The 23,152-nt window shown below is 51.3% G+C and carries 24 protein-coding genes and 1 other annotated feature; of the genes, 23 read left to right on the top strand and 1 reads right to left on the bottom strand.

Annotation, left to right across the window (positions count from 1 at the left end; translation table 11 throughout):
- Position 1 precedes the first annotated feature (1 nt).
- From ftsZ to PAECUDRAFT_RS01740, 17 genes are all read left to right on the top strand, one after another.
- Positions 2-1,126: a cell division protein FtsZ gene (gene ftsZ / locus PAECUDRAFT_RS01660; protein WP_040710893.1), complete on the top strand. Its 1,125-nt coding sequence runs from the start codon at positions 2-4 to the stop codon at positions 1,124-1,126.
- A 207-nt stretch (positions 1,127-1,333) separates the two neighbouring features.
- Positions 1,334-2,275 (top strand): sigma-E processing peptidase SpoIIGA, encoded by a 942-nt coding sequence (spoIIGA, locus tag PAECUDRAFT_RS01665; RefSeq protein ID WP_006036354.1) that lies wholly within the window; start codon positions 1,334-1,336, stop codon positions 2,273-2,275.
- Between the two features lie 35 nt (positions 2,276-2,310).
- The gene (gene sigE, locus PAECUDRAFT_RS01670) at positions 2,311-3,033 is read left to right on the top strand and encodes an RNA polymerase sporulation sigma factor SigE (protein ID WP_006036355.1); all 723 of its coding nucleotides are present in this window, start codon (positions 2,311-2,313) and stop codon (positions 3,031-3,033) included.
- A gap of 225 nt (positions 3,034-3,258) precedes the next feature.
- On the top strand, positions 3,259-3,660 hold the full coding sequence (locus PAECUDRAFT_RS01675) for a GntR family transcriptional regulator (protein ID WP_006036356.1): 402 nt from the start codon (positions 3,259-3,261) through the stop codon (positions 3,658-3,660).
- On the top strand, positions 3,657-4,349 hold the full coding sequence (locus PAECUDRAFT_RS01680) for an ABC transporter ATP-binding protein (RefSeq protein WP_006036357.1): 693 nt from the start codon (positions 3,657-3,659) through the stop codon (positions 4,347-4,349). Before PAECUDRAFT_RS01675 ends, PAECUDRAFT_RS01680 begins: the two co-directional genes overlap by 4 nt.
- Positions 4,346-5,179, top strand: a complete 834-nt coding sequence (locus PAECUDRAFT_RS01685; RefSeq protein ID WP_006036358.1) for a hypothetical protein — start codon at positions 4,346-4,348, stop codon at positions 5,177-5,179. The genes PAECUDRAFT_RS01680 and PAECUDRAFT_RS01685 overlap by 4 nt, the downstream gene beginning before the upstream one ends.
- Positions 5,180-5,197: 18 nt before the next feature.
- Complete coding sequence (locus PAECUDRAFT_RS01690) at positions 5,198-6,490, top strand: hypothetical protein (protein WP_006036359.1); 1,293 nt, start codon at positions 5,198-5,200, stop codon at positions 6,488-6,490.
- 211 nt (positions 6,491-6,701) lie between these two features.
- On the top strand, positions 6,702-7,484 hold the full coding sequence (gene sigG, locus PAECUDRAFT_RS01695; RefSeq protein WP_040711307.1) for an RNA polymerase sporulation sigma factor SigG: 783 nt from the start codon (positions 6,702-6,704) through the stop codon (positions 7,482-7,484).
- 184 nt (positions 7,485-7,668) lie between these two features.
- Entirely contained in the window at positions 7,669-7,962 is a 294-nt protein-coding gene (locus PAECUDRAFT_RS01700) for a YlmC/YmxH family sporulation protein (protein WP_006036361.1), read from the top strand.
- 151 nt (positions 7,963-8,113) lie between these two features.
- Positions 8,114-8,986: a peptidoglycan editing factor PgeF gene (pgeF, locus tag PAECUDRAFT_RS01705; protein ID WP_006036362.1), complete on the top strand. Its 873-nt coding sequence runs from the start codon at positions 8,114-8,116 to the stop codon at positions 8,984-8,986.
- The gene (locus tag PAECUDRAFT_RS01710; protein WP_006036363.1) at positions 8,983-9,699 is read left to right on the top strand and encodes a YggS family pyridoxal phosphate-dependent enzyme; all 717 of its coding nucleotides are present in this window, start codon (positions 8,983-8,985) and stop codon (positions 9,697-9,699) included. Before pgeF ends, PAECUDRAFT_RS01710 begins: the two co-directional genes overlap by 4 nt.
- A 3-nt stretch (positions 9,700-9,702) precedes the next feature.
- On the top strand, positions 9,703-10,170 hold the full coding sequence (locus PAECUDRAFT_RS01715) for a cell division protein SepF (protein WP_006036364.1): 468 nt from the start codon (positions 9,703-9,705) through the stop codon (positions 10,168-10,170).
- A gap of 7 nt (positions 10,171-10,177) precedes the next feature.
- The gene (locus PAECUDRAFT_RS01720; protein ID WP_006036365.1) at positions 10,178-10,447 is read left to right on the top strand and encodes a YggT family protein; all 270 of its coding nucleotides are present in this window, start codon (positions 10,178-10,180) and stop codon (positions 10,445-10,447) included.
- A 17-nt stretch (positions 10,448-10,464) separates the two neighbouring features.
- The gene (locus tag PAECUDRAFT_RS01725) at positions 10,465-11,253 is read left to right on the top strand and encodes a YlmH family RNA-binding protein (protein WP_006036366.1); all 789 of its coding nucleotides are present in this window, start codon (positions 10,465-10,467) and stop codon (positions 11,251-11,253) included.
- An 80-nt stretch (positions 11,254-11,333) separates the two neighbouring features.
- Positions 11,334-11,840, top strand: coding sequence for a DivIVA domain-containing protein (locus tag PAECUDRAFT_RS01730; protein ID WP_006036367.1), 507 nt, complete (start codon positions 11,334-11,336; stop codon positions 11,838-11,840).
- A gap of 49 nt (positions 11,841-11,889) precedes the next feature.
- Positions 11,890-12,207 (top strand) — a binding site (T-box leader).
- A gap of 67 nt (positions 12,208-12,274) precedes the next feature.
- A complete protein-coding gene (gene ileS, locus PAECUDRAFT_RS01735; RefSeq protein ID WP_006036368.1) occupies positions 12,275-15,370 on the top strand; it encodes an isoleucine--tRNA ligase in 3,096 nt (1,031 codons plus the stop codon).
- Between the two features lie 110 nt (positions 15,371-15,480).
- Entirely contained in the window at positions 15,481-15,849 is a 369-nt protein-coding gene (locus PAECUDRAFT_RS01740; RefSeq protein ID WP_006036369.1) for a DUF5665 domain-containing protein, read from the top strand.
- Here PAECUDRAFT_RS01740 and PAECUDRAFT_RS01745 read toward each other — a convergent pair.
- Positions 15,846-16,601: a TraR/DksA C4-type zinc finger protein gene (locus PAECUDRAFT_RS01745; RefSeq protein WP_040711312.1), complete on the bottom strand. Its 756-nt coding sequence runs from the start codon at positions 16,599-16,601 to the stop codon at positions 15,846-15,848. The genes PAECUDRAFT_RS01740 and PAECUDRAFT_RS01745 overlap by 4 nt on opposite strands.
- 200 nt (positions 16,602-16,801) lie before the next feature.
- Here PAECUDRAFT_RS01745 and lspA point away from each other — a divergent pair, with 200 nt between their 5' ends.
- The 6 genes from lspA to PAECUDRAFT_RS01775 all read left to right on the top strand — a co-directional run bounded on the left by lspA (position 16,802) and on the right by PAECUDRAFT_RS01775 (position 23,056).
- Positions 16,802-17,341, top strand: a complete 540-nt coding sequence (gene lspA, locus PAECUDRAFT_RS01750) for a signal peptidase II (protein ID WP_006036371.1) — start codon at positions 16,802-16,804, stop codon at positions 17,339-17,341.
- Entirely contained in the window at positions 17,341-18,315 is a 975-nt protein-coding gene (locus PAECUDRAFT_RS01755; protein ID WP_006036372.1) for an RluA family pseudouridine synthase, read from the top strand. Before lspA ends, PAECUDRAFT_RS01755 begins: the two co-directional genes overlap by 1 nt.
- Before the next feature lie 134 nt (positions 18,316-18,449).
- Entirely contained in the window at positions 18,450-19,685 is a 1,236-nt protein-coding gene (locus PAECUDRAFT_RS01760; protein WP_006036373.1) for an LL-diaminopimelate aminotransferase, read from the top strand.
- Between the two features lie 507 nt (positions 19,686-20,192).
- Entirely contained in the window at positions 20,193-20,747 is a 555-nt protein-coding gene (gene pyrR, locus PAECUDRAFT_RS01765) for a bifunctional pyr operon transcriptional regulator/uracil phosphoribosyltransferase PyrR (RefSeq protein ID WP_006036374.1), read from the top strand.
- A gap of 55 nt (positions 20,748-20,802) precedes the next feature.
- The gene (locus PAECUDRAFT_RS01770; RefSeq protein ID WP_006036375.1) at positions 20,803-21,702 is read left to right on the top strand and encodes an aspartate carbamoyltransferase catalytic subunit; all 900 of its coding nucleotides are present in this window, start codon (positions 20,803-20,805) and stop codon (positions 21,700-21,702) included.
- 64 nt (positions 21,703-21,766) lie between these two features.
- Positions 21,767-23,056, top strand: a complete 1,290-nt coding sequence (locus tag PAECUDRAFT_RS01775; protein ID WP_006036376.1) for a dihydroorotase — start codon at positions 21,767-21,769, stop codon at positions 23,054-23,056.
- Positions 23,057-23,152: the final 96 nt, after the last annotated feature.

Genomic DNA, 23,152 nt, shown 5'->3' on the forward strand with positions numbered 1-23,152 from the left:
GATGTTGGAGTTCGATATGGATATGGAACAACTAGCACAAATTAAAGTCATCGGCGTGGGCGGCGGCGGAAGCAACGCAGTAAACCGAATGATTGAGAACGGTGTGAAGGGTGTAGAGTTTATTACGGTGAACACCGATGCGCAAGCTCTGCATCTGGCACACTCGGAACATAAGCTTCAAATTGGGGACAAGCTGACCCGTGGCCTAGGCGCAGGTGCAAACCCTGACGTAGGTAAGAAGGCGGCGGAAGAATCCCGTGAACTGATCAGCAATACGCTTAAAGGCGCTGACATGGTATTCGTAACGGCAGGCATGGGGGGCGGCACCGGGACAGGAGCTGCGCCAGTCATTGCCGAGATCGCTCGCGAGTGCGGCGCGTTGACTGTTGGCGTCGTGACGCGTCCGTTCACGTTCGAAGGCCGCAAGCGTTCGGGACAAGCCGAGCACGGCATCGAGGCGTTGAAAGAAAAGGTAGACACGTTAATTGTCATTCCAAACGATCGTTTGCTTGAGATTGTTGACAAGAAAACGCCAATGCTCGAAGCTTTCCGCGTAGCTGATACCGTATTGCTTCAAGCTGTTCAAGGCATTTCCGATCTGATTGCTGTTCCGGGTCTCATCAACCTCGACTTCGCAGATGTTAAGACAATTATGACGGAGCGCGGTTCCGCGCTGATGGGCATCGGCACGGCAACCGGAGAAAATCGCGCAGCGGAAGCTGCTCGTAAAGCGATTATGAGCCCGCTGCTTGAGACGTCGATTGATGGCGCACGAGGCGTTATTATGAACATCACAGGCGGAGCGAATCTGTCACTCTACGAAGTGAACGAAGCGGCAGAGATCGTCATCGCAGCTTGCGATCCAGAAGTAAACATGATCTTCGGCGCAATTATTGACGAAGACCTGAAAGAAGAAATTAAAGTGACGGTTATTGCGACTGGATTCGAGCATAAAGGCGCGCCTGAGCCAGTTCGTCGTCCGAGTCAACCGACAGCAGAATCGACGGAATCGCGCAGTACGACTTCTACTGCAGCGTCCAATCTGAAGTCGTTTGGCTCCACGACTTCTAGCGATCAGCTTGATATTCCTGCATTTTTGCGCAATCGTCCGCGCGGCGACCGCTAGGCTGATCCTAACATCGGCTTTTTGAACCGCCCACCATTATTGGTGGGCGGTTCTTTTGCGTGCTAGAAAAGACTGCATTGCTCGACAAAAAAAGATCGTCTCGGGCGTCATGAATAGACAGACATCGAAATACGATTATCCTATACTAGTCTCAATCGTTCCTACCGGATACGGACGTACGGCCGTACAGCAGGAACCGGCGGGCAGGTGAACGTCCTGGCGATCTATGTTGACGTCTTATTCATGAAAGAGTTGTTGATTGACGGAGCACTGCTGCTCGTCACGGCTTGGGTCAGGGGCATTCGCGCTGTCTGGTATCGAATACTAGGAGCGGGCGCTATCGGCGCCCTATATGTCGCTCTGTTGTTTGTTCCGCCGTTGTCGTTTCTGTATACGTTCGTGTTTAAATTTGGTATTTCGTTAATGATGTTGTTCGTTGCATTTGGATTTGGCGGATTACGCGCTTACGGTCGCAATTTAGCTGCATTTTATGCAATTAATTTCATTGCGGCAGGGGCAGTGCTCGGTTTTTATTACCTGATTATGCAGCAGGGCTCACTGGCATTATGGCATGGATTGCAGTTTATTGAAGGCGGCGTACGTACCGAATTCAAGACAGGATTTATTTTCGTAGGGTCAACTGCTTGTATCGGGCTGTACATTGCCCGTTCAGTCGTCGTACAGCGTCGTGAGAAAGCGCTTATTCGAGCGCATGTCGCTCAGATCAAGGTTACGATTGAAGATCGCGAATATGAATGTGAAGGTCTCATTGATACGGGCAACCAGCTGTATGATCCGCTGACGCGGACGCCGGTGACGATCATCGAGGCGTCGCTGCTGGAAGCGGATTTGCCGTCTACATGGCTCAAGCGCATTCGGGAGTCAGAGGTTGATAAGTTGATCGTCGGTGATTCAGAAGAAACATTCGTCTGGCAGGACCGGCTTCGGCTGGTGCCTTACCGGGGCGTGAACCGCGGAACGCAGTTCATGCTCGCATTGAAGCCAGATGCCGTTACGGTTCAGTTTAATGGGGATACCATCGTCACCCGTAAAGCGCTGGTCGGGCTGGATGGCGGACAGCTGTCATCGGACCGCGCATATCGGGCAGTAATCCATCCGTCCATGGCGGAGAGGAGCGGCGGCGCGTAACGGCGTATTTCATCTTAACGGGGAGGCATGAGGCCATGCTCGGTAAATGGAGACTTATACTTCAGTTATATTATTATCGTGTTCTGTTTTTATTCGGGATGAAGAGCGAAGAAATTTATTATATCGGTGGAAGCGAGGCGCTGCCGCCGCCGCTTACGCGAGAAGAAGAAGAATATTTGCTGGAGAAGCTGCCTTCGGGCGATACGGCGATACGCGCCATGCTTATTGAACGGAATCTTCGGCTTGTTGTTTATATCGCTCGTAAATTCGAGAATACAGGCATCCATATCGAGGACCTAGTGTCCATCGGCGCGATCGGCTTGATTAAGGCAGTTAACACCTTCGATCCGGAGAAAAAGATTAAGCTGGCTACCTATGCATCCCGTTGTATTGAAAATGAGATCCTGATGTATCTTCGCCGCAATAGCAAGACGCGGACGGAGGTTTCATTCGATGAGCCGCTGAATATCGATTGGGACGGCAATGAGCTGCTGCTGTCGGATGTGCTCGGAACAGAGAATGATACGATCTATCGCAATATTGAAGAGCAGGTCGATCGCAAGCTGCTGCATAAGGCGCTCGATAAGCTGACGGAACGCGAACGCATTATTATGGAGCTGCGGTTTGGCCTGGCTGATGGCGAAGAGAAGACACAGAAGGATGTTGCAGATCTGCTAGGCATCTCGCAATCGTATATTTCGCGGCTGGAGAAGCGGATTATTAAGCGGCTGCGCAAAGAGTTTAACAAGATGGTATAACGAACGGTTCATAAATATCTCATTCATGTAAAAAGGCTGACTCTTGTCGGGATCGACAAGAGTCAGCCTTTTTTATTGCGTTAACCACTCGTCAGCTTTTTCCAATTAAGGGTTGACGTTGAAGCGTATTAAGGGCATAATACACCTATAGTGTATGAACCACTTAGTACATACAATAAATATTGGAAAATGTTAAAACGAAATAGTCAGGAAAGGGAGGTGCGGATGACGTTGATCTTTAACAATCGAGATCCAGTCTACCTGCAGGTCGTGCGTCATTTCAAGGAACGAATCGCAACAGGGAAGTTAAATGCTGGAGAAACGATTCCATCAAGGCGTGAACTCGCTAGCCAATTGAATATTAACCCGAATACCGCGCAGAAGGCGTATAAGGAAATGGAGGAGCAGGGCTTGATTGTAACAGAAGGAAATTCACCGAGCCGGATTACAGGGGATAACGTTATTTTGGGCCGTATTCGCGAGGAGCTATTGACGGAGGCTGTAGACTCCTTCCTTGCTTCTGTAAGCAACATTGAAGTGCCGATCGAGCAGTTGCTCACGATTATTCGAATTCGTCATGAGAAAGCGGAATCAGCAGGGACAGAAACGGAGGGAGGCATCTCGTGATCGTATTAGACAATGTCACCAAAAGATTCGGCCTTCGCAAAGTGCTGAGCGGTGTCAGCTTCCATGCCCCTCGTGGAGCGATTACCTGCTTAACAGGGATGAACGGAGTTGGCAAGACGACGATCTTGAAGGCGATCATGGGCTTGACGCCAATTCAAGGCGGGAGCATTACGATTGATGGCCGAACGCCGCATCCTGCAATGTATGAAAGGGTCGTTTTTGTTCCGGATCACTTGCCGATGCCAGGCAGCATGAAGGTAGCGGAATGCTTATCCTTTATGAACGATTTCTATCGGAATTGGAATCCGGAGCGTGCCCAATCGCTTATGAAGATGTTTAAGCTGAATCCGAAGGATCGCGTACGCGCGTTGTCCAAGGGAACGGCGGCCAAGCTTAATCTCGTGCTCGGACTGGCGATGGATGCGGAATATATGCTGATGGACGAGCCGTTCTCAGGCATTGATATGTTTAGCCGAGAGCAGATTGCTTCGGTGTTTTCCAGCGAGCTTATTGAAGGACGCAGTGTCATTCTCACCACGCACGAGGTGCGCGAAGTCGAGCATTTGCTGGACCATGTCGTCATGCTTGATAACGGGAAAGTGACGCGGACGTTCGATTGCGAAGAGGTTCGGATTAGAGAAGGAAAGTCGGTCGTTGACGTGATGAGGGAGGTGTATACGACACCATGAGATTAGCACAACTCATTCAGTTTGAACTGAAAAGACTGATGATTCCGTTCGTTGTTATGCTGGCGGTAACGGCAGCGCTTCAGCTCATTGGCGTGTATATAGAGGCCAAAGACTATGTCAGTGGCGTTAAGCAAATAATGGAGTCGCAGCATATTACGAGCTTCGAGCAGTTTACTCAGCTTATTGGAGAAAACACGTATTCGAATGTGATGGGACAGTCCATGTGGATGATCGCTCCGATGCTGTTATGCGCTGCCTTCATGATCCTCTATTTGTTTTTTAGCTGGTATCGGGAATGGCTGGGCCGTAGGCCCTTCATCATTCGGCTTCTATCGTTGCCGGCCTCGAGGATGAATATCTATTTTGCCAAGCTAATCTCATTCCTCATGGTCCTATTCGGCCTTGTGGCGGCACAGCTGCTGCTGCTCGAGCTTGAGCAGGCGTGGTTCTACCAGCTTGTACCGGATGTGTTAATGAGAAAGGTGCCGCTCGATATTGCAATTTCCAGCAATATGCTGCTAAACATGCTCGTACCGCCTGCATTTGTCGATTTTGTATTGTTCTACGGCGTCGGCATTGCGGCAGTTATTGTGCTGACGACGATTATTCTGCTTGAACGCAGTTATCGTATTGTTGGCATTGTTGTTGGCTTTGTGTATGGGGCGGGTATTGTTGTCCTATTTTCGATCCCATTTGTTATGTTAATCGACCGCACAAGCCGTTTCTATCCGAAAGAGCTGTTGGCAATGGGGATCGGAATTGTATTACTCGTAACAGCTTTGTCGATCTGGTGGAGTTCCTACTTGCTTCGCAAAAAAATAACCGTATGATCAGGAGGGCAAGCATTCATGGCGATCGTTAAAAAGTATGGGCTATCACTCCTGCTCGCCGGCATGATCATAGCCTGCATTGGCACATATTATGGCGTTGGTTGGGATAATAGCAAGCGCCCCTCGTTTAAGCTGGTTAATATAGAGGGGGATGCAGGTGCCGTTTCGGAGCTGTCGGTGGTATCCAACTATAATTATTTAGATGAAGGGACCGCGGAACAATCCGAGCAAACCGGTGTGTCATATAGCTACAACAGGTATGTGCGTGATCAAGTCACCATTACGCCAAATGGCAGTACATATGGGATCAAGCAGCCGTACATTACGCGACGCTTGCTTGTCTCGCCGTACGAAGGCGAGGAATGGAAGTTGTTTAAGGCGAAGTATGCTGCGTTCGCACGTGGGAAGTTGAATGCTGGCAATTTTTATGCCGATGAGCACTCCGTTGCTTATGTTGCATTAAGAGTGCCAATGCTTCACGGAGCATGGAAGTTGGATGTATTCACCGGCCAGCCTGATACAAACCACACGGATACGTTCACAGTCGAACTTCCGACAAGTCCAGATACGACAGGCTGGGATGTTTCGGATGTGCAGCGTACTTCGAACGGGCAAATTGCCGTTATGTTGGGAAGGACAAAGAAAACTGCGCAAACCGAGTACACCCGCGAATTTGTAACACTGCGAATCGATGCCAGTAAGCGGTCGATCGTCAGCGAACAGACTATTACAGCCGAATGGGCTGGGAATATGACTTCTAATATTCAGCTTATAAATCGACTAGTTAATTCGCCGCGAAAACAACCGTATTACCTTTTTGTATACAACGAAAACGTGATGAAAGAAACGTCAGCTGATAATCAGTCGCCAAAGCATGTCATCCAGCATTATTACGTGTATGAGGTGGAGAGCGGGCATCTAGAGCCGTTCCCTTTTACGAATGAGACATGTTCCTTCGCAAACACCGTCGGCAGCCACATGAGCTGCGTGAAGGCAAGCAACAGTGTGCTGACGTACCAGTCGTTTGATCTTGCCAATGGCATGAAGCTCGATCGCTCGCTCAAAATCGATGGCTCAGAATGGGGGGCCGTAGTCGTTTATCTTTCAGACGAGAATGAAAAGCTCTTGAGCGTTGTGTATCGCACTGGTCAATCAGGCAGTCAAGCGGTCAAAAACGGCGTTGCTCTGATCGATCGCGCGACAGGTAAAGTCGTCTATCGTGGAGAAGTTGAAGCATCCGGGAATGCTGCGAAGCAGCAGGAGGCTTTACAGAAGCTACAGATCCACCAAGGCATTAACCTCGCATCATAAACATGGCTGTTGCAAGAATCAGAAGATAGCAAGCATCCTGTCATTCAGGGGCTTGCTACTTTTTTTTTGCCGATTAAAAACGTTGCCATTCCTTTCCTGGCCTACGATTAACCGCTTTCACATAATATGTCGAACAATGTCGCGGGGAGGAATATTTCGGGGGGGCGGGGAGATAATGAACATTAATGTTTCTCCTTGGGAGGTAATCACGTTGACCCGAAACAAAGTCGAGATCTGTGGTGTGGATACGTCGAAACTGCCCGTCCTTACGAATGCGGAAATGCGCGAGCTATTCACGGCGCTGCAAACGCGTAATGAGCGGGCAGCAAGAGAGAAATTGGTGAACGGCAATCTGAGGCTCGTGCTCAGCGTGATCCAGCGGTTCAACAACCGCGGCGAATATGTAGATGACCTGTTCCAGGTCGGCTGCATCGGCCTTATGAAGGCGATAGATAATTTCGACCTTAGCCAAAATGTAAAGTTCAGCACCTATGCCGTTCCGATGATTATCGGAGAAATCCGCCGTTACCTGAGGGATAACAATCCGATTCGTGTATCTCGCAGCTTGCGGGATATCGCTTATAAGGCGCTCCAGGTTCGTGACAGCCTGACGAATGCAAACTCACGGGAACCGACGATTTTTGAGATTTCCGAAGCGCTAGGCGTGCCCAAAGAGGATGTTGTATTCGCGCTGGATGCCATTCAGGATCCGGTATCGCTCTTCGAGCCGATCTACCATGATGGCGGAGACCCGATCTATGTGATGGATCAGATCAGCGACGACAAAAACAAGGATATTTCCTGGATCGAGGAAATTGCGCTTCGTGAAGCGATGCATAAGCTCAATGATCGGGAAAAAATGATTTTGTCGATGCGCTTCTTCGAAGGGAAAACCCAAATGGAGGTCGCCGACGAGATTGGCATCTCGCAGGCGCAGGTGTCGCGCTTGGAGAAATCGGCGATCCAGCAGATGCAGAAGCATGTGAAAACATGAATGCACGACTTGCGTCGCCGAGCAGACGGCATGCCGAACATCGCGCAACACCATAGAGAGAAGAAACGGCGCACCGCGCCGTTTTTTTGCGTAAGCAGGACATTTTGCCAAGGCTGGTCATATAGTAATAACAGAAGCCTATAGGCACCTGTCTTCCATCCGGTGTAGAAAGCGGTGAAGCAGCTTGAAAATATCTGACTTTCAGACGAAAGATGTAATCAACATCGTGGACGGGAAGAAGCTCGGCCAAGTTAGCGATCTGGAGCTGGACCTGCGGGCAGGCCGAATTGATTCCATCGTCGTGCCGACGTTTACGCGATTTTTCGGGATGTTCGGAGGCGGCACGGATGTCGTTATCCCTTGGCGGAATATCGTCAAAATCGGCGCGGATGTCGTGCTCGTTCGGCTAGATGAAGCGAAGACGGCGGCATATCGTACGGAAAATGCGGAAGAAGAAGAGCTTCAGGCACGCAACTAACAGCCCCGGCCGCCCTGCGCGTGCCGAGGCCTTTTTTTAATCGGGCGTGGCAGTACCTTATGAGATCGGTTGGATTGCAGGATATCCTTGGATGTTCATCCTTCACCCCCTATGGTAAACTTACGAGAACAGATTAAAGAGGTGAATGGGTATGGAACCGTTTGTATGGGATCAAGCTGCTGGGAGCGGCGTGTCGGCATTCGCGCTATCAAGTTGGACAGCAAGGGACAGCGGGCTGACTGCCGGCTTTACGACCCGTCTTGGCGGCGTAAGCCAAGCGCCCTGGGCTTCCTTAAATATGGGGTTGCATGTCAGTGATCGTGATGAGGATGTCGTCGCGAATCGGCAGCGGCTCGCGGAATCGCTGGGCTGGCCGTTCGAAGCCTTTACCTGTGCAGAGCAGGTGCATGGTGATCATGTCCATGTCGTCACTGCCGCTGATGCTGGACGGGGGCGCGATTCGCGTGCTTCGGCGCTTCAAGATACCGATGCGTTGATTACGAATGAACGCGGCGTTCTGCTGGCATCTTTTTATGCCGATTGCGTGCCCCTGTATTTCTGGGATCCCGTCCATGGCGCTATCGGGCTTGCGCATGCGGGGTGGAAAGGAACGGCCGCCGAAATAGCAGCACGAACAGTGGAAGCAATGCATGCCGAGTTCGACTCGGAGCCTGCTCAGATCAGGTGCGCGATTGGCCCGTCGATCGGCAGCTGCTGTTATGAGGTGGACGGGGTTGTCATCGAACGGATGGAGCAGTTATGCAGCAGCTTCGCAAGCTTGAGCGACACGGACGGAGCACAGCTTGCAGCGGCTGATCTCGTTCGGAAGAAGGATAATGGCAAAGCGATGCTTGACTTGAAAGAAATCAACCGACACATTATGATAAAAGCAGGAATTTTGCCGATCCATATCGAATTATCCAAATGGTGTAGCAGCTGTCGCACCGATTTGCTTTTCTCCCATCGCGCGGAGAACGGATCGACAGGACGGATGGCGAGCTGGATAGGCATGGAGAAGAGGTGAACCTCTTGTCGACGTTAGCAGAACGGATACAAGAAGTAGATAAACGAATTACAGCAGCGTGCGAACGAAGCGGGCGCGATCGGCGCGACGTTAACGTCGTAGCCGTAACGAAGTATGTGTCACTGGAGACGGTACGGGATGTCGTAGCGCATGATGTTCTGCATTTGGGGGAAAACCGGTGGCAGAACGCGAAGCCCAAGTGGGAAGCGTTCAATGAACAGCCGGCAAATGAACAGCCAGTGTGGCATTACATCGGGTCGCTGCAGTCGAAAAAAGCAAAAGACGTCATCGGGAAATTTACATACATTCATTCCCTAGATCGGATTTCCCTTGTAGAGGCTATCGCGGATCGTGCGGATAAGCTTGGACTGGTCGTTCCTTGCTTTATTCAGGTGAACGTGTCTGGCGAAGCCAGCAAGCAAGGCTTGGAGCCGGAGGAGCTGGAGTCGTTTATTCGAACGCTGAAGCAGTTCCCTTCCATTAAGCCAATCGGCTTGATGACGATGGCGCCTTTCGAAGCTGAGCCGGAGGAAACGCGGCCAGTGTTCCGGGAGCTTCGGTTGTTAAGGGACAAGCTGAACGCGCAAGGCATTTTGGACGAGCCTTTGACGGAGCTGTCGATGGGAATGTCCAACGATTTTGAAGTCGCAATCGAGGAAGGCGCGACTTGGGTAAGATTGGGCACAATATTAGTAGGAAAAGAGGAGGCATGAGGCATGAGCGTGATGAATCGCTTTATGAACTTTTTTGGTCTTCAGGAAGAAGAAGAGGTTATCGAGCATGAGAAGGTGACTCACACCCAGCAGACTGCAGACGAGCCGGAGCAAGAATTTGAAACTTCGCCATTCGAAGCGCGTAAACAAGCCAAAGGATCCAATATTGTGAGCATCCATTCGCAGAAGAACATGCGAGTCGTCTTGAATGAGCCGCGCTCGTTCGAGGAAGCGCAAGAAATCGCCGATCATTTGCGCGCGCGCCGCGGTGTCGTCGTCAACCTGCAGCGGGTACCGAACGATGTTGCCAAACGGATTTTTGATTTCCTGCTAGGTACGTTGTATGCGGTGAGCGGAACGATGAATCGGATCGGCCCCGGCATTTTCTTCTGCGCGCCCGAGAATGTGGAAATTCAAGGCACCATTTCTGAGATGCTAGTGGACGAACAGGATTACAAAAGAATGAGGTGACCTCGCGTTGTTAACGACGATTAGTTCTTATGTTTATAATTTGGAACAAATTTACTCTTACATGGTAATCGGGTATGTCCTGTTGTCATGGATGCCGAACGCACGAGACAGCTTTATCGGACAATGGCTTGGTAAGCTTGTGGACCCATACCTTTCGATATTTCGGCGATTTATCCCGCCGATTGGCGGGATGCTCGATATTTCGCCGATCATTGCTTTGTTTGCGCTGAACTTCATCGCGCGCGGCATCGTGTTTGTATTTGACCTATTCATTTAACATGAAGGATTGACGGCATGACCCAGAAGAAAAATATCTATGATCATTTTCATCCGGATGAACGTTCGTTTGTCGTCAAGGTGGAGGAGTGGATCGAACGCTGCTCCGAGCGCCATGAGTGGAAAAGAACCGATTATTTGGATCCGCGCCAAGCGGAAATCGTTCGCGCACTTGCTTCTCGGAACGGGGAGGTGGCGATACGGTTCGATGGCGGATATGAGGAAGCGGAGCGCCAACGCGCTGTAATCGCACCTGATTATGCCGTTCTGGATGATGAGCCGATGGGCGTCCAAGCGATTGCAGTAACGGCGGATTCGCAAGGCCATTTGGATCTCGATCATGGCGATTACCTGGGCGCGCTGCTCGGGCTAGGAGTCAAACGGGAATTGATTGGCGACATTCATGTTCATGAGGATGGCTGCCATTGCATGGTAACCGAAGAAATTGCGGATTATGTCAACATTCATCTGAGGCAAGTTCATCGCGTCCACGTGCTGACGGAGCTCATCCCCTTGTCAGCGCTGCGCGTAGTAAAGTCGAAGCTGGAGGAAATGAGCCTCTCAGTAGCTTCTTTACGGCTCGATGGCGTTGCAAGCGATGTGTATCGATTGAGCCGAGCGAAGATTGTAGATCCGATTCGAGCCGGACGCTGCCGCGTTAATTGGAAAGCGGAGGAAAACCCATCCGCTTTGCTGAAAGCCGGGGACGTCGTTTCGATGAAGGGGCTAGGCCGGTTCAAGGTGCTTGAGGTGGAAGGCGTGACGAAAAAAGGCAGATTCCGCGTCTCAATCGGTAAATATATTTGATGTGATGCAGGATTTTGGACGGTTCTGTCGAAACATTCCAATACTATCAACAAAGAACCGTATCCATAGGAGGTGCGCCAATGCCGCTTACGCCATTGGACATACATAACAAGGAGTTCGGAAGAAGACTTCGCGGTTACGATGAGGATGAGGTCAACGAATTTCTGGATCAAGTCATTAAAGATTACGAGACACTGATTCGCGAAAATAAAGAAATGCAAAATCAGTTGTTAAGCCTGCAAGAGAAATTGAACCATTTCTCGAACATTGAGGAAACGCTTAGCAAAACGATTATCGTTGCGCAAGAAGCGGCGGATGAAGTGAAGCACAACGCGAAGAAAGAAGCGCAATTGATCGTGAAGGAAGCGGAGAAGAACGCTGACCGCATCATTAACGAATCGTTGTCGAAGTCGCGCAGAGTGGCGCTGGAAGTCGAAGAGCTTAAGAAACAAGCTTCGATCTACCGCGCACGCTTCCGCACGCTCGTTGAGGCTCAACTGGAACTGCTCAGCCAGGATGGCTGGGAGGCGCTGGATTCGAGCGCAGCAGCAGCAACTGAAACACTTCAAAAGAGCAGCTTCGAATAGGCGTTTGCTCATTTGACAATTGTGGCAGGTTCGGCTATAACTAGTTATAATAACTTCGTTGACGAGAACAAGTACATCGCGATATCGTTCCTCAGAGAGCTGGCATTTGCTGAAAGCCAGCGTCCGATTCGTTTTGGAATATCCTCTCCGAGAAGCAGCGCAGAACACGCACAGGCGACCAGCCTTATGCCAGTAAGCGTTGACGGACGTCCCCCGTTACCGGGAACGCGATTAGACTCTCTATTACGGAGTTGATCGTGATGAAGGTGCTATTGGTACACCATGGCGATTGCCGATGAGTCGACCGTATGGTTGAAGGTGTGCGGATAGAACAAGGGTGGTAACGCGAGCACGACTCGTCCCTTATGGGGCGAGTCTTTTTTGTGTTTATTTGAACAATAGCAACGTACTGGATATTTGGAAGGGGTAATGATATGCAACGCGTAGATGTCAAGGAGAAGGCGCGGAGCCGCGAGCTTCGCATCCTCGAGCAATGGAAGAAAGACGATACGTTCAAGAAATCGATCGACAATCGGGAAGGCAAACCGAATTTCGTATTTTATGAAGGACCGCCGACAGCGAATGGCGCGCCGCATATCGGGCACGTGCTTGGCCGTGTCATTAAAGATTTTATTTGCCGCTATAAGACGATGTCGGGCTACCGCGTCGTGCGCAAAGCAGGCTGGGATACACATGGATTGCCAGTCGAGCTCGGCGTTGAGAAGCAGCTCGGAATTTCGGGCAAGCAAGAGATCGAGAAATACGGCATCGAAGCTTTCGTGAAGAAATGCAAAGACAGCGTATTTGAATATGAGAAGCAATGGCGTGAACTGACGGAAGGCATCGCTTATTGGACCGACATGGATAACCCATACATCACGCTGCAGAATGAATATATCGAGAGCGTGTGGCATATTTTGTCCACGATCCATAGCAAAGGCCTGCTGTACCGTGGCCACCGCGTCAGCCCTTATTGCCCTTGCTGCCAGACGACGCTTAGCTCGCATGAAGTGGCGCAAGGCTATGAGGACGTGAAGGATCTTAGCGCGACAGTGAAATTCAAGCTCGCAGCATCGAACGAGTATGTGCTCGCTTGGACGACGACGCCTTGGACACTGCCAGCGAACGTTGCGCTTGCAGTTAACCCGACGCTGACGTATGCCAAAGTGAAGCGGGACGAGGAGACGTACATCGTTGCGAAAAACCTGGTGGAATCCGTGTTCAAGGACAGCGCTTATGAGATTGTAGCGGAAGTGCAAGGCGCTGAGCTGGTCGGCTTAAGCTACGAGCCTCCATTCCGTTATGTACCGGTGGAGAAAGGCCATGTTGTCATTGGCGCCGAATTCGTAAGCGATACGAGCGGTACCGGTATCGTTCATATCGCGCCTGCTCATGGCGACGATGACTACAAAGCTGCACGCGCTAACGACATCAGCATGCTGAGCGTTGTGAACGGCGCAGGGCGCTACATCGATGAAGTGACCGATCTGGCAGGGCGTTTCGTCAAGGATTGCGACATCGATATCGTCAAAATGCTGAGCGAGCGCGGACTGCTGTTCAGCAAAGAAAAATACGAGCATAGCTATCCGTTCTGCTGGCGCTGCAAATCGCCGCTGCTCTATTACGCAACGGAGAGCTGGTTCATCGAAACGACGAAAATCAAGGATCAGCTGATCGCCAACAACAACGGCGTAGAATGGTATCCGGGCCATATTCGGGAAGGCCGCTTCGGCAAGTTCCTGGAAGATCTCGTCGATTGGAACATTAGCCGCAATCGTTACTGGGGTACGCCGCTTAACGTTTGGATTTGCGAAGCGACAGGCAAGCAATACGCGCCGAGCAGCATTGCGGATCTCCGCGCACGCGCGGTAGATTTTGTGCCGGAAGATATTGAGCTGCATAAGCCTTACGTTGACGAAATCAAGCTGAAATCGCCGTTCGCTGAAGGCGCCGTGATGACGCGCACATCGGAAGTCATCGACGTTTGGTTCGACAGCGGTTCGATGCCGTTCGCACAGCAGCATTATCCGTTCGGCGACCAAGAGAAATTCGCCGATCAATATCCAGCGGATATTATTTGCGAAGGCATTGACCAGACGCGCGGCTGGTTCTTCAGCCTGCTGGCCGTATCGACGCTGTTTAACGGCAAGGCGCCGTACAAAGCGGTTATTTCGACGGGACATATTCTCGATGAGAATGGCCAGAAGATGTCGAAGTCCAAGGGCAACGTTATCGACCCGTGGGAAATCATCAACGAGTTCGGCACTGACGCATTCCGTTGGGCTTTGCTTGCGGACAGCGCGCCGTGGAACAGCAAACGATTCTCGCGCGGCATCGTAGGGGAAGCGAAGTCGAAGGTCATCGATACGATCGTCAACACGCATGCATTCTTCGCGTTGTATGCTTCGATTGATGGCTACAAGCCAAGCGAGCATACGTATCAGCCTTCGGAAGCGAAGCTGGACCGTTGGATCGTATCCCGCTTGAACAGCTTGATTGCGCAAGTGTCCAAAGGGCTTGAGGTCAACGACTTCCTGAATCCGGCTAAATTGATCGAGACATTCGTCGATGAGCTTAGCAACTGGTACATTCGCCGTTCGCGCGATCGGTTCTGGGGCAGCGGACTGACAGCGGATAAGCTGGCCGCTTACGGTACGTTGCAGCACGTGCTGCTGACGCTCTCGCGCTTAATCGCGCCTTATGCGCCGCTCGTGGCCGAGGATGTGTATGGCAACCTTGGCGGCGAGGGCAGCGTGCATCTGGCGGATTATCCGACAGTGAACGAAGCGCATATTGACGAGCAGCTGGAGCGCGATATGGAGACGGCTCGCCAAATCGTTGAGCTGGCGCGCAACGTGCGCAACGAAACGGGCATCAAGACGCGCCAGCCTTTGTCGGACTTGATCGTATCGTTGGATCGTGACTTTGATGTTGCGGCGTACGAGGATATCATCAAAGAAGAGATTAACGTGAAAGCCATCGTGATTGAAAATAGCGACAGCGGCTTCGTGGATTTCACCTTCAAGCTCAACCTGAAGGTAGCAGGCAAGAAGTTCGGCAAAAACGTCGGACCAATCCAAGGCTATCTCAAAAGCCTGACTGCGGATCAAACGCGTGCCGCGGTTCAAAGCGGGGAATTGACCTTTACGACGCCAGAAGGCGAGGCGATCGTAATTACGATCGATGAGCTGCTCGTGGAGAAGCAAGCGAAAGAGGGCTTCGCTTCAGCGTCGGGCTACTCGCTCACGATTGCGCTCAATACGGACATTACGCCGGAGCTTGAGCAAGAAGGCTGGGTGCGCGAAGTGATTCGTGCCGTGCAGGATACGCGCAAAAAGCTTGATTTGCCGATCGAGAAACGGATCGATCTTGTGTTGGATGTGGATGCGAAACTCCAAGCAGCGCTGCAGTCGTTCGACAACGTGCTGCGTGACAACGTGCTGCTGAGCACGGTTTCGTTCGAAGCTGCAGAGGGCATGGAACGCGTTGAGCTTGGCGGCAAGACGATCGGAATTCAAATTCGCGATTAAGGACAATCTAATACAAACGAAATGAAAAAACGAGCGTAATTTCGATGTGCTTGCCGCATCGAAGCTCGTTTTTTTGTTGATAATCGGATGTAGAAGGGTGTGCCTCTAATATGGATGAGCGAGGAATAAAGGAGTATGGCGCAGCGTCGGAGCCTGAGGAGTCCCAAGAGAATATGACAGCGCTGCGGTATTCCTTGAATGCGGTCGATAAACAGCTTCAGAAGGTTGCAGCGGATATGGAGCGGACGCAAATGGCGGAGTACGTGGCGCTGCTTAATCGACCGCTCAAGCTCATTTGGCGCAATTTCGTCTCCGGGACGGCGCGCGGCGTCGGCATCGCTTTGGGCTTTACCGTTTTCGCCGCGACCATCCTGTATGTGCTGCGATTGCTCGGCGCTCTGAATTTGCCCATTATTGGCGATTACGTCGCTGACCTCGTCCGAGTGGTACAAGCGCAGCTGGAGGGCAAAGCTTATTAGAACAAAGACTGTGAATTCCCATCATCATCATCAAGGGCGGACTGCGTTTCCAGCTCATGATCGCCCTCGCCATGCGATAAATATTCGTGGTATTGGCGATTGCGGACGACGGATACGACGCGTCCTGTAATATCTGTTGCAAGGAAGCTTTCGAGCGGCTCGACGAAACCGTCATTTTCATCCGCTTCGGAGAACATTTCATTGTAGGAGTCAACGTCTCGATTGTCAGACATCGCGGGGGAATTGGAATTGCCCCAATGCTCAACAATCTGCCAAGCGTCTTCGCCATCGAAGCCGTTATACCCTTCATCGTCGTCGCGGTTGCTGCGGCCAAATGCAGGCTTCAGGAAGTCCTCCTCTACAGGCCGTTGGTTGGTCAAATGCTGCCTTGGCGCGTGATCAATGCAATAGGTGGATTCAGGCAGGGCATCAAGCCGGTCCGTCGGGATCGGTTGGCCGCAAGCTTGACATACGCCGTATTTGCCCTCGTCGATCGCTTTGAGCGCCGTATCGATCCGTTCGAGATGCAAATCTTGCTGCTCATGCAGCGCCATGTCCTTGCTTCGCTCGAACATTTCAGTTCCCATGTCACCGGGGTGATTGTCGATAGGAGAAAGCTCGCCGGTTTCATCTTTTAGAGAGAAAGCAAGCCCGTTATGCTCGTTTTCTTGCTGCGCTTGCTCGATTCCCTGCTTCATATCGATCAGCGTCTTGCGGTAATGGCTTACCTGCTGCGGTGTTAGCGGCGTCAAGTTCAGCACCATCCTTTTATCTGCAATACCTATAGGTTGAACCGAGGACGGTTGTTTTAACAGCTGCAAGCACGGAGGATTTCCTCCTGTTTTGGGGGAACTTGTCACGCCACAATGGCACGCAGGTCGGTCTGTGGTCGCTTATTCAACGTTTGTGATACAATAAGCTAGACTGTCAATAAGGGGGAATCAGGGAATCCATGAGATCGATGCGATTATGGTTTTATTTTGTACTTAGTGCGGTAGTGTTTTTTGCGGATATGGCAACCAAAAGAATCATTGTCAAAGAGCTGAACATGAATGAACAAATAAGCGTAATAGGCGATTTTTTCTTGATTACGTCTTATCGGAATACAGGCGCGGCCTTCAGCTTGCTTGAGGATCAACGGGTCTTTTTCCTAATCGTTACAGTCATCGTTACGACAGGTCTCATATGGTATATGGCCAAAATGAGAAAATCGGGCAGGGCGATTTTGTTAACCGGACTCGGAATGGTGCTTGGCGGGGCGTTAGGCAACTTCAGCGATCGTGCTCGCACGGGCGAGGTTGTCGATTTTTTGCAATTTAATTTTGGAAGCTATACGTTCCCAATATTTAACGTTGCAGACATGGGGATTTGCATTGGCGTCGGTTTAATTTTACTTGATGCATTTATTGGTGCACGTGAAGAGAAAGCAGCACAGCTATCGAGCAGCCTCGCGGCTGGTCCAGATTCAGATCGGAAGGAAAGAATAGAATAATGACGGATTTGAACGAATCAACAGAAGTTGAGTACATCATGGAAAATGAAGAGGACAACGCCTCGCTGGAATGGGTAGTCGAGGTAGATGAAGCTGGCGAGCGTCTTGATAAATACGTCACGGAATCGTTCGCTGATTCCGCCGTTTCGCGCACCCAAATTCAAGAGTGGATTAAATCCGGAGCGGTGCTTGTGAATGGAACAGAGGCAAAGGCGAAGCATCGGCTTGAAGCGGGGGACGTCATCACCGTTGAAGTGCCGGAGCCGGAGCCGGCAGAAATTATTGCAGAGCCAATCCCGCTTAACATTGTGTACGAGGATGAAGATGTCATCGTCATCAACAAACAGCGAGGGCTTGTTGTTCACCCTGCGCCGGGACATCACTCAGGCACTGTCGTAAATGCGCTTATGTATCATTGCCAGGATCTGTCCGGCATCAATGGCTCGATTCGTCCAGGCATCGTCCATCGAATCGATAAGGACACGTCGGGGCTGTTAATGGCCGCTAAGAATGACGCTGCGCATGCCTCCTTATCCGCACAGCTGAAGGAGCATACGGTAACGCGCAAATATATCGCATTGGTCCATGGCAACTTGCCGCATGACCGCGGAACGGTTGACGCGCCAATTGGCCGCGATTCTCGTGATCGAAAAATGTTTGCCGTCACCGATAAAAACAGCAAGCATGCGGTTACGCATTTTTCTGTAATCGAGCGGTTGGATGACTATACGGTACTGGAATTGCAGCTTGAAACAGGAAGAACGCATCAAATTCGCGTACACATGAAGTATATTGGTCATCCGTTAGCGGGTGATCCGATGTATGGCAGAAGCAAAACAGTTGCATTGAACGGACAAGCGCTGCATGCCGCTATTCTCGGGTTTAACCACCCGCGAACGAATGAATATTTGGAATTCGAAGCGCCAATTCCGGAAGATATGGAAAACGTTCTGCACAGCCTCCGTCAACGATAGTAACGTAAAAGTACAAATTTTTTGCGTATTCGTATATTTATGTGTTGGTACGCCATACGATATGCTGAATACATTACTATCAATAGGCTGGTGGAGCTTGCTCCAGTAGCTTTCACGGAAAGGTGATTATCGTAATGACGCAAATGAATCCATACTACTCGGAGCTTCAAGGCAGCTATTTGTTCTCCGAAATTGCTAAACGCCGTACCAAATTTGTGCAAGAGAATCCTAACGCTGAAATTATTAGCCTAGGAATCGGCGACGTAACGCGCGGCCTTCCAGAAGCGATCGTTAAAGCGATGCATGCTGCAGTGGACGAGCTTGCTCAACCGGAGACGTTCCGCGGTTACGGCCCGGAGCAAGGCTATGACTTCCTGATTCAAGCCATTATCGAGAATGATTACAAAGCGCGCGGCATTGACATCCAATCGAACGAGGTATTCCTCAGCGACGGATCCAAATGCGACGTAGGCAACATTCAAGAGATTTTCAGCCAAGATAGCATTGTAGCTGTACAAGACCCGGTATATCCGGTTTATGTCGATACGAATGTCATGGCTGGCCGCTCCGGTAAGTTCAACAGCGAGACGAACCGTTATGAGAACATCGAGTACCTCGACTGCACAGCCGAGAACAACTTCAAACCGAGCTTGCCAAAGCGTAAGGTTGATATTATCTACCTGTGCTACCCGAACAATCCGACGGGCATGACGCTTTCGAAAGCAGAGCTTAAAAAATGGGTAGACTACGCGAAAGAAAACAATTGCATTATTTTGTATGACTCGGCTTATGAGGCGTTCATCACAGAATCGGACGTTCCACGCAGCATCTATGAGATCGAAGGGGCGAAGGAAGTCGCTATCGAGTTCCGCAGCTTCTCCAAAACAGCTGGCTTCACAGGCGTTCGCTGTGCTTATACAGTTGTGCCTCGCGAGCTCAAAGGCTTCGATAAAGACGGCAAAGAGCTGCTCGTTAACGATTTGTGGAATCGTCGCCACACGACGAAATTCAACGGCGTATCGTATGTAACGCAACGCGGCGCTGCGGCAGTTTACTCGCCAGAAGGCAAAGAGCAAATCAAAGCGCTTGTTGATTTCTACATGACGAATGCTCGTATCATTCGCGACGGTTTGGCTTCGATCGGCATTGAAGTATTCGGCGGCGTTAACGCGCCTTACATCTGGCTGAAAACGCCAAACGGCATGGATTCATGGGCATTCTTCGATAAATTGCTTTCCGAAGCAAACATTGTCGGCACGCCTGGCGTAGGATTTGGCCAAAGCGGCCAAGGCTACTTCCGCCTGACGGCATTCGGCACGCGCGAAAACACGGAAAAGGCAGTCGAGCGTATTCGCAACATGTCTTTGTAATAGATCTCCGATGTATGTTAAACCGCTCTCCATTACGGAGGGCGGTTTTTTCGTCGATTTCATGTGGGAAAATGCGTATTGGCAGCGCCATATTGGCTAATTCCATTCCGGTTAAAAACATGCCGAATCATCAATAGTAACGATATAGAAAAAGCGGGCGATTCGCGTGGCGGAAGGGGCTGCAGGTATTGACATCTCGTGTCGAACATGGGATAATTCCTTTGATACAGCAGTACCTTTAAATCAGCCCTGTGAGGCTGGCAAGGTAGCGTGATAACATGAAGTCTCAGTCGGCCCGCAGCCGGCAAGACAGGGTGTCTGCATATGCCAATTCCTTAGTACGGAGTTTGGGTTGCGGATGGCTTGTCTTCGCTGACGGAGCCACTGGGTTATCAGCTAACTCCTTGCCCAACAGGCAAGGAGCTTTTTTATGCGCTCACCTGTAAAAACATACGATAAAGACGAACGATGTCGTCTGATGCGGTATGAGAGGGGGAAACGGTTTCCATGATGGCCGAACAGCGGATTTTGATGGATGAAACAGCGATACGGCGCGCATTAACGCGAATCGCCCATGAGATTGTCGAGAAGAACAAAGGGATCGACAATTGCATGCTGGTCGGGATTCGGACGAGAGGCATTTACTTGGCTGAACGTCTTGCGGCTTTGATCGAAGAGATTGAGGGAAAGCCGGTGGAAGTAACGGATCTGGACATTACCGCTTATCGGGATGACCGCAGATCGAACGCTTCAAGCCAGGCACGCAACGAAACGGCAGCTGCCAAGCAGGAATGCAATCACCTCAACGTCGAAGGGCGCCGAATTATTTTGTTCGATGACGTCTTGTACACGGGCAGAACCATTCGAGCAGCAATGGACGCTGTCATGGACCGTGGGAGACCGGAAATCATTCAACTTGCCGTACTCGTCGATCGCGGGCATCGCGAACTGCCGATTCGACCGGATTATGTCGGGAAGAATGTGCCAACCTCTAAGCAGGAGCAAATTGATGTTTCGCTGTCCGAAGTGGATGGCGACGATAAAGTGACGATCATCCATTAATTACGGCAGCAGCCTAAGCGACTTGTAAACATGCAATAATAAGGGGGCAAGCCGGATGATGACAACGGCATTGAAGCAACGCAGCTTACTCGGATTGAAAGATCTCGACGCGGCGGAAATCGAATCGATTCTCGATCGAGCGGCTTATTGGGAAGGACAAGCGGAGAAGCTTACGCCAGTCCTGCAAGGAAAGTTTGTTGCGAACATGTTTTTCGAGAACAGCACGCGTACGCGCTTCTCGTTCGAAATGGCGGAGAAGCGGCTTGGCGCGGAAGTGATGAACTTTGCAGCGGCAGCCTCCAGCGTAGAGAAAGGCGAATCCATCTACGACACGGTACGGACGCTCGAGTCGATGGGCATCGATGCAGGCGTCATCCGATTGAAGCCGATCGGCATGCTGGCAGAGATTGCTTCGAAGGTGAAGGTGCCGCTCATTAATGCAGGGGACGGAAACAATGAGCACCCAACGCAAGCGCTTCTGGACTTGTTCACGATGCGCAAGCATTTTGGCCACCTGAAAGGTTTGTCGGTTTCGATCATTGGCGACATTCTGCACAGCCGTGTAGCACGTTCCAACCTGTGGGCGCTTCGCAAGCTTGGCGCAGACGTGAAATTCTGTGCGCCAGCCGAGATGCAAGCACCTGAACTGGACGCGCCTTACATCTCCATGGACGAGGCAGTGAAGGCAGATGTTGTCATGATGCTTCGCGTACAGCTGGAGCGGCATGCTACAGGAATGATGAAATCGGCAGCGCTCTACCGCGAAAGCTACGGACTGACGGTTGAACGTGCAGAACGCATGCAGTCGAACGCGATCATTATGCACCCGGCTCCCGTTAATCGGGATGTTGAGATCGACAGCGACCTCGTGGAGCATGAGAAGTCCCGCATCTTCCCGCAGATGGCGAACGGCGTACCGATTCGAATGGCGGTTATGGAACGAGCAATGAGCTAACGGACAAACGACATAATCAAGATCAGCAAGAACATTCGGCAACGACGAAGGGAGATTCGCAACAATGTCAGTATGGATTCTGAATGGCCTCGTTTGGAACGAAGAAGCGGGCACGCTGGTAAAGCAGCATGTGCGCACGGAAGGCGGCAACATCGCAGAAATCGTGGACGGCTCCCAGCAGCCGGATACAGCAGGCAGCGAAGTCATTGATGCAGCAGGCAAGCTTGTGAGCGCGGGCTTCATCGATATGCACGTCCATCTTCGCGATCCAGGCTTTGAATATAAAGAAGACATTGCAACAGGTACTCGCTCGGCAGCAGCAGGCGGTTTTACGACAATCGCATGCATGCCGAACACGCGTCCGGTTACGGACACAGCCGAGACAGTAAAGTACATTCTCGACAAAGCAGCTAATGAAGGCATCGTACGCGTACTGCCGTATGCGGCGATTACGAAAAACGAGCTCGGCCGCGAGTTGACTGACTTTGCAGCATTGAAAGAAGCGGGCGCGATCGGGTTCACCGATGACGGCGTCGGCGTTCAGAACGCGCAAATGATGAAAAACGCAATGGCGCTGGCTAAATCGCTCGATATGCCGGTTATCGCGCACTGCGAGGACGATTCGCTGGTTGAAGGCGCTTGGGCTTCGGAAGGCAACTTCGCGAAGAAGCATGGGCTCAAAGGCATTCCGAACGAGTCGGAAGCCATCCATGTAGGCCGCGATGCGCTGCTTGCAGAAGCAACGGGCGTTCATTATCACGTATGCCATGTCAGCACAGAGCAATCGGTTCGCCTGATTCGCTTGGCTAAGTCGATCGGGGTCAGCATTACTGCCGAGGTTTGCCCGCATCACTTAGTGCTGTCGGACGAAGATATTCCGGGCCTCGATGACGCGAACTGGAAAATGAACCCGCCGCTGCGTACGCCGCGCGACGTTCAAGCGGTTATCGAAGGTCTCGAGGACGGAACGATCGACATCGTCGTAACCGACCATGCGCCGCACAGTGCAGAAGAGAAAGCACGCGGGCCGCAGCTCGCGCCATTCGGTATCGTAGGTTTCGAAACAGCGTTCCCGCTGCTGTATACGAAGTTTGTTCGCACAGGCCAGTGGACGCTTGGCTTCCTTCTGAAGCGTATGACGTCTGATCCAGCTCGGGTGTTCAACCTGCCGACCGGCCGCTTGGAAGTTGGCGCGCCAGCAGACTTGACGATTGTCGATCTGGAGAATGAACGCGAAGTTCGTCCGGAGACATTCGCTTCGAAGAGCAACAATACGCCATTCGGAGGTTGGAAGCTGTACGGCTGGCCAACGGCAACGGTCGTTAACGGCAAGCTCGTGTGGACAAAAGCGTAAGCGAAGCAGCTCCCGAACGAACGTTTAACCCGAATCAAAGCATGACCATTATAAGCAATCGCAGTTATTTCATTAAGATTCAGAACTTCTGAGGAG

It is taken from the genome of Paenibacillus curdlanolyticus YK9, assembly GCF_000179615.1.
Classification (GTDB): domain Bacteria; phylum Bacillota; class Bacilli; order Paenibacillales; family Paenibacillaceae; genus Paenibacillus_T; species Paenibacillus_T curdlanolyticus.

Bases quoted from the DNA above. Each gene is read 5' to 3' on its own strand.
- PAECUDRAFT_RS01730 (WP_006036367.1), top strand. From the start codon at position 11,334: ATGCCGCTTACGCCATTGGACATACATAACAAGGAGTTCGGAAGAAGA.
- PAECUDRAFT_RS01775 (WP_006036376.1), top strand. From the start codon at position 21,767: ATGTCAGTATGGATTCTGAATGGCCTCGTTTGGAACGAAGAAGCGGGC.
- ftsZ (WP_040710893.1), top strand. From the start codon at position 2: ATGTTGGAGTTCGATATGGATATGGAACAACTAGCACAAATTAAAGTC.
- PAECUDRAFT_RS01685 (WP_006036358.1), top strand. From the start codon at position 4,346: ATGAGATTAGCACAACTCATTCAGTTTGAACTGAAAAGACTGATGATT.
- pyrR (WP_006036374.1), top strand. From the start codon at position 20,193: ATGATGGCCGAACAGCGGATTTTGATGGATGAAACAGCGATACGGCGC.
- PAECUDRAFT_RS01675 (WP_006036356.1), top strand. From the start codon at position 3,259: ATGACGTTGATCTTTAACAATCGAGATCCAGTCTACCTGCAGGTCGTG.
- PAECUDRAFT_RS01755 (WP_006036372.1), top strand. From the start codon at position 17,341: ATGACGGATTTGAACGAATCAACAGAAGTTGAGTACATCATGGAAAAT.
- PAECUDRAFT_RS01690 (WP_006036359.1), top strand. From the start codon at position 5,198: ATGGCGATCGTTAAAAAGTATGGGCTATCACTCCTGCTCGCCGGCATG.
- pgeF (WP_006036362.1), top strand. From the start codon at position 8,114: ATGGAACCGTTTGTATGGGATCAAGCTGCTGGGAGCGGCGTGTCGGCA.
- ileS (WP_006036368.1), top strand. From the start codon at position 12,275: ATGCAACGCGTAGATGTCAAGGAGAAGGCGCGGAGCCGCGAGCTTCGC.
- PAECUDRAFT_RS01715 (WP_006036364.1), top strand. From the start codon at position 9,703: ATGAGCGTGATGAATCGCTTTATGAACTTTTTTGGTCTTCAGGAAGAA.
- PAECUDRAFT_RS01725 (WP_006036366.1), top strand. From the start codon at position 10,465: ATGACCCAGAAGAAAAATATCTATGATCATTTTCATCCGGATGAACGT.
- PAECUDRAFT_RS01760 (WP_006036373.1), top strand. From the start codon at position 18,450: ATGACGCAAATGAATCCATACTACTCGGAGCTTCAAGGCAGCTATTTG.
- sigE (WP_006036355.1), top strand. From the start codon at position 2,311: ATGCTCGGTAAATGGAGACTTATACTTCAGTTATATTATTATCGTGTT.
- PAECUDRAFT_RS01740 (WP_006036369.1), top strand. From the start codon at position 15,481: ATGGATGAGCGAGGAATAAAGGAGTATGGCGCAGCGTCGGAGCCTGAG.
- PAECUDRAFT_RS01770 (WP_006036375.1), top strand. From the start codon at position 20,803: ATGATGACAACGGCATTGAAGCAACGCAGCTTACTCGGATTGAAAGAT.
- lspA (WP_006036371.1), top strand. From the start codon at position 16,802: ATGAGATCGATGCGATTATGGTTTTATTTTGTACTTAGTGCGGTAGTG.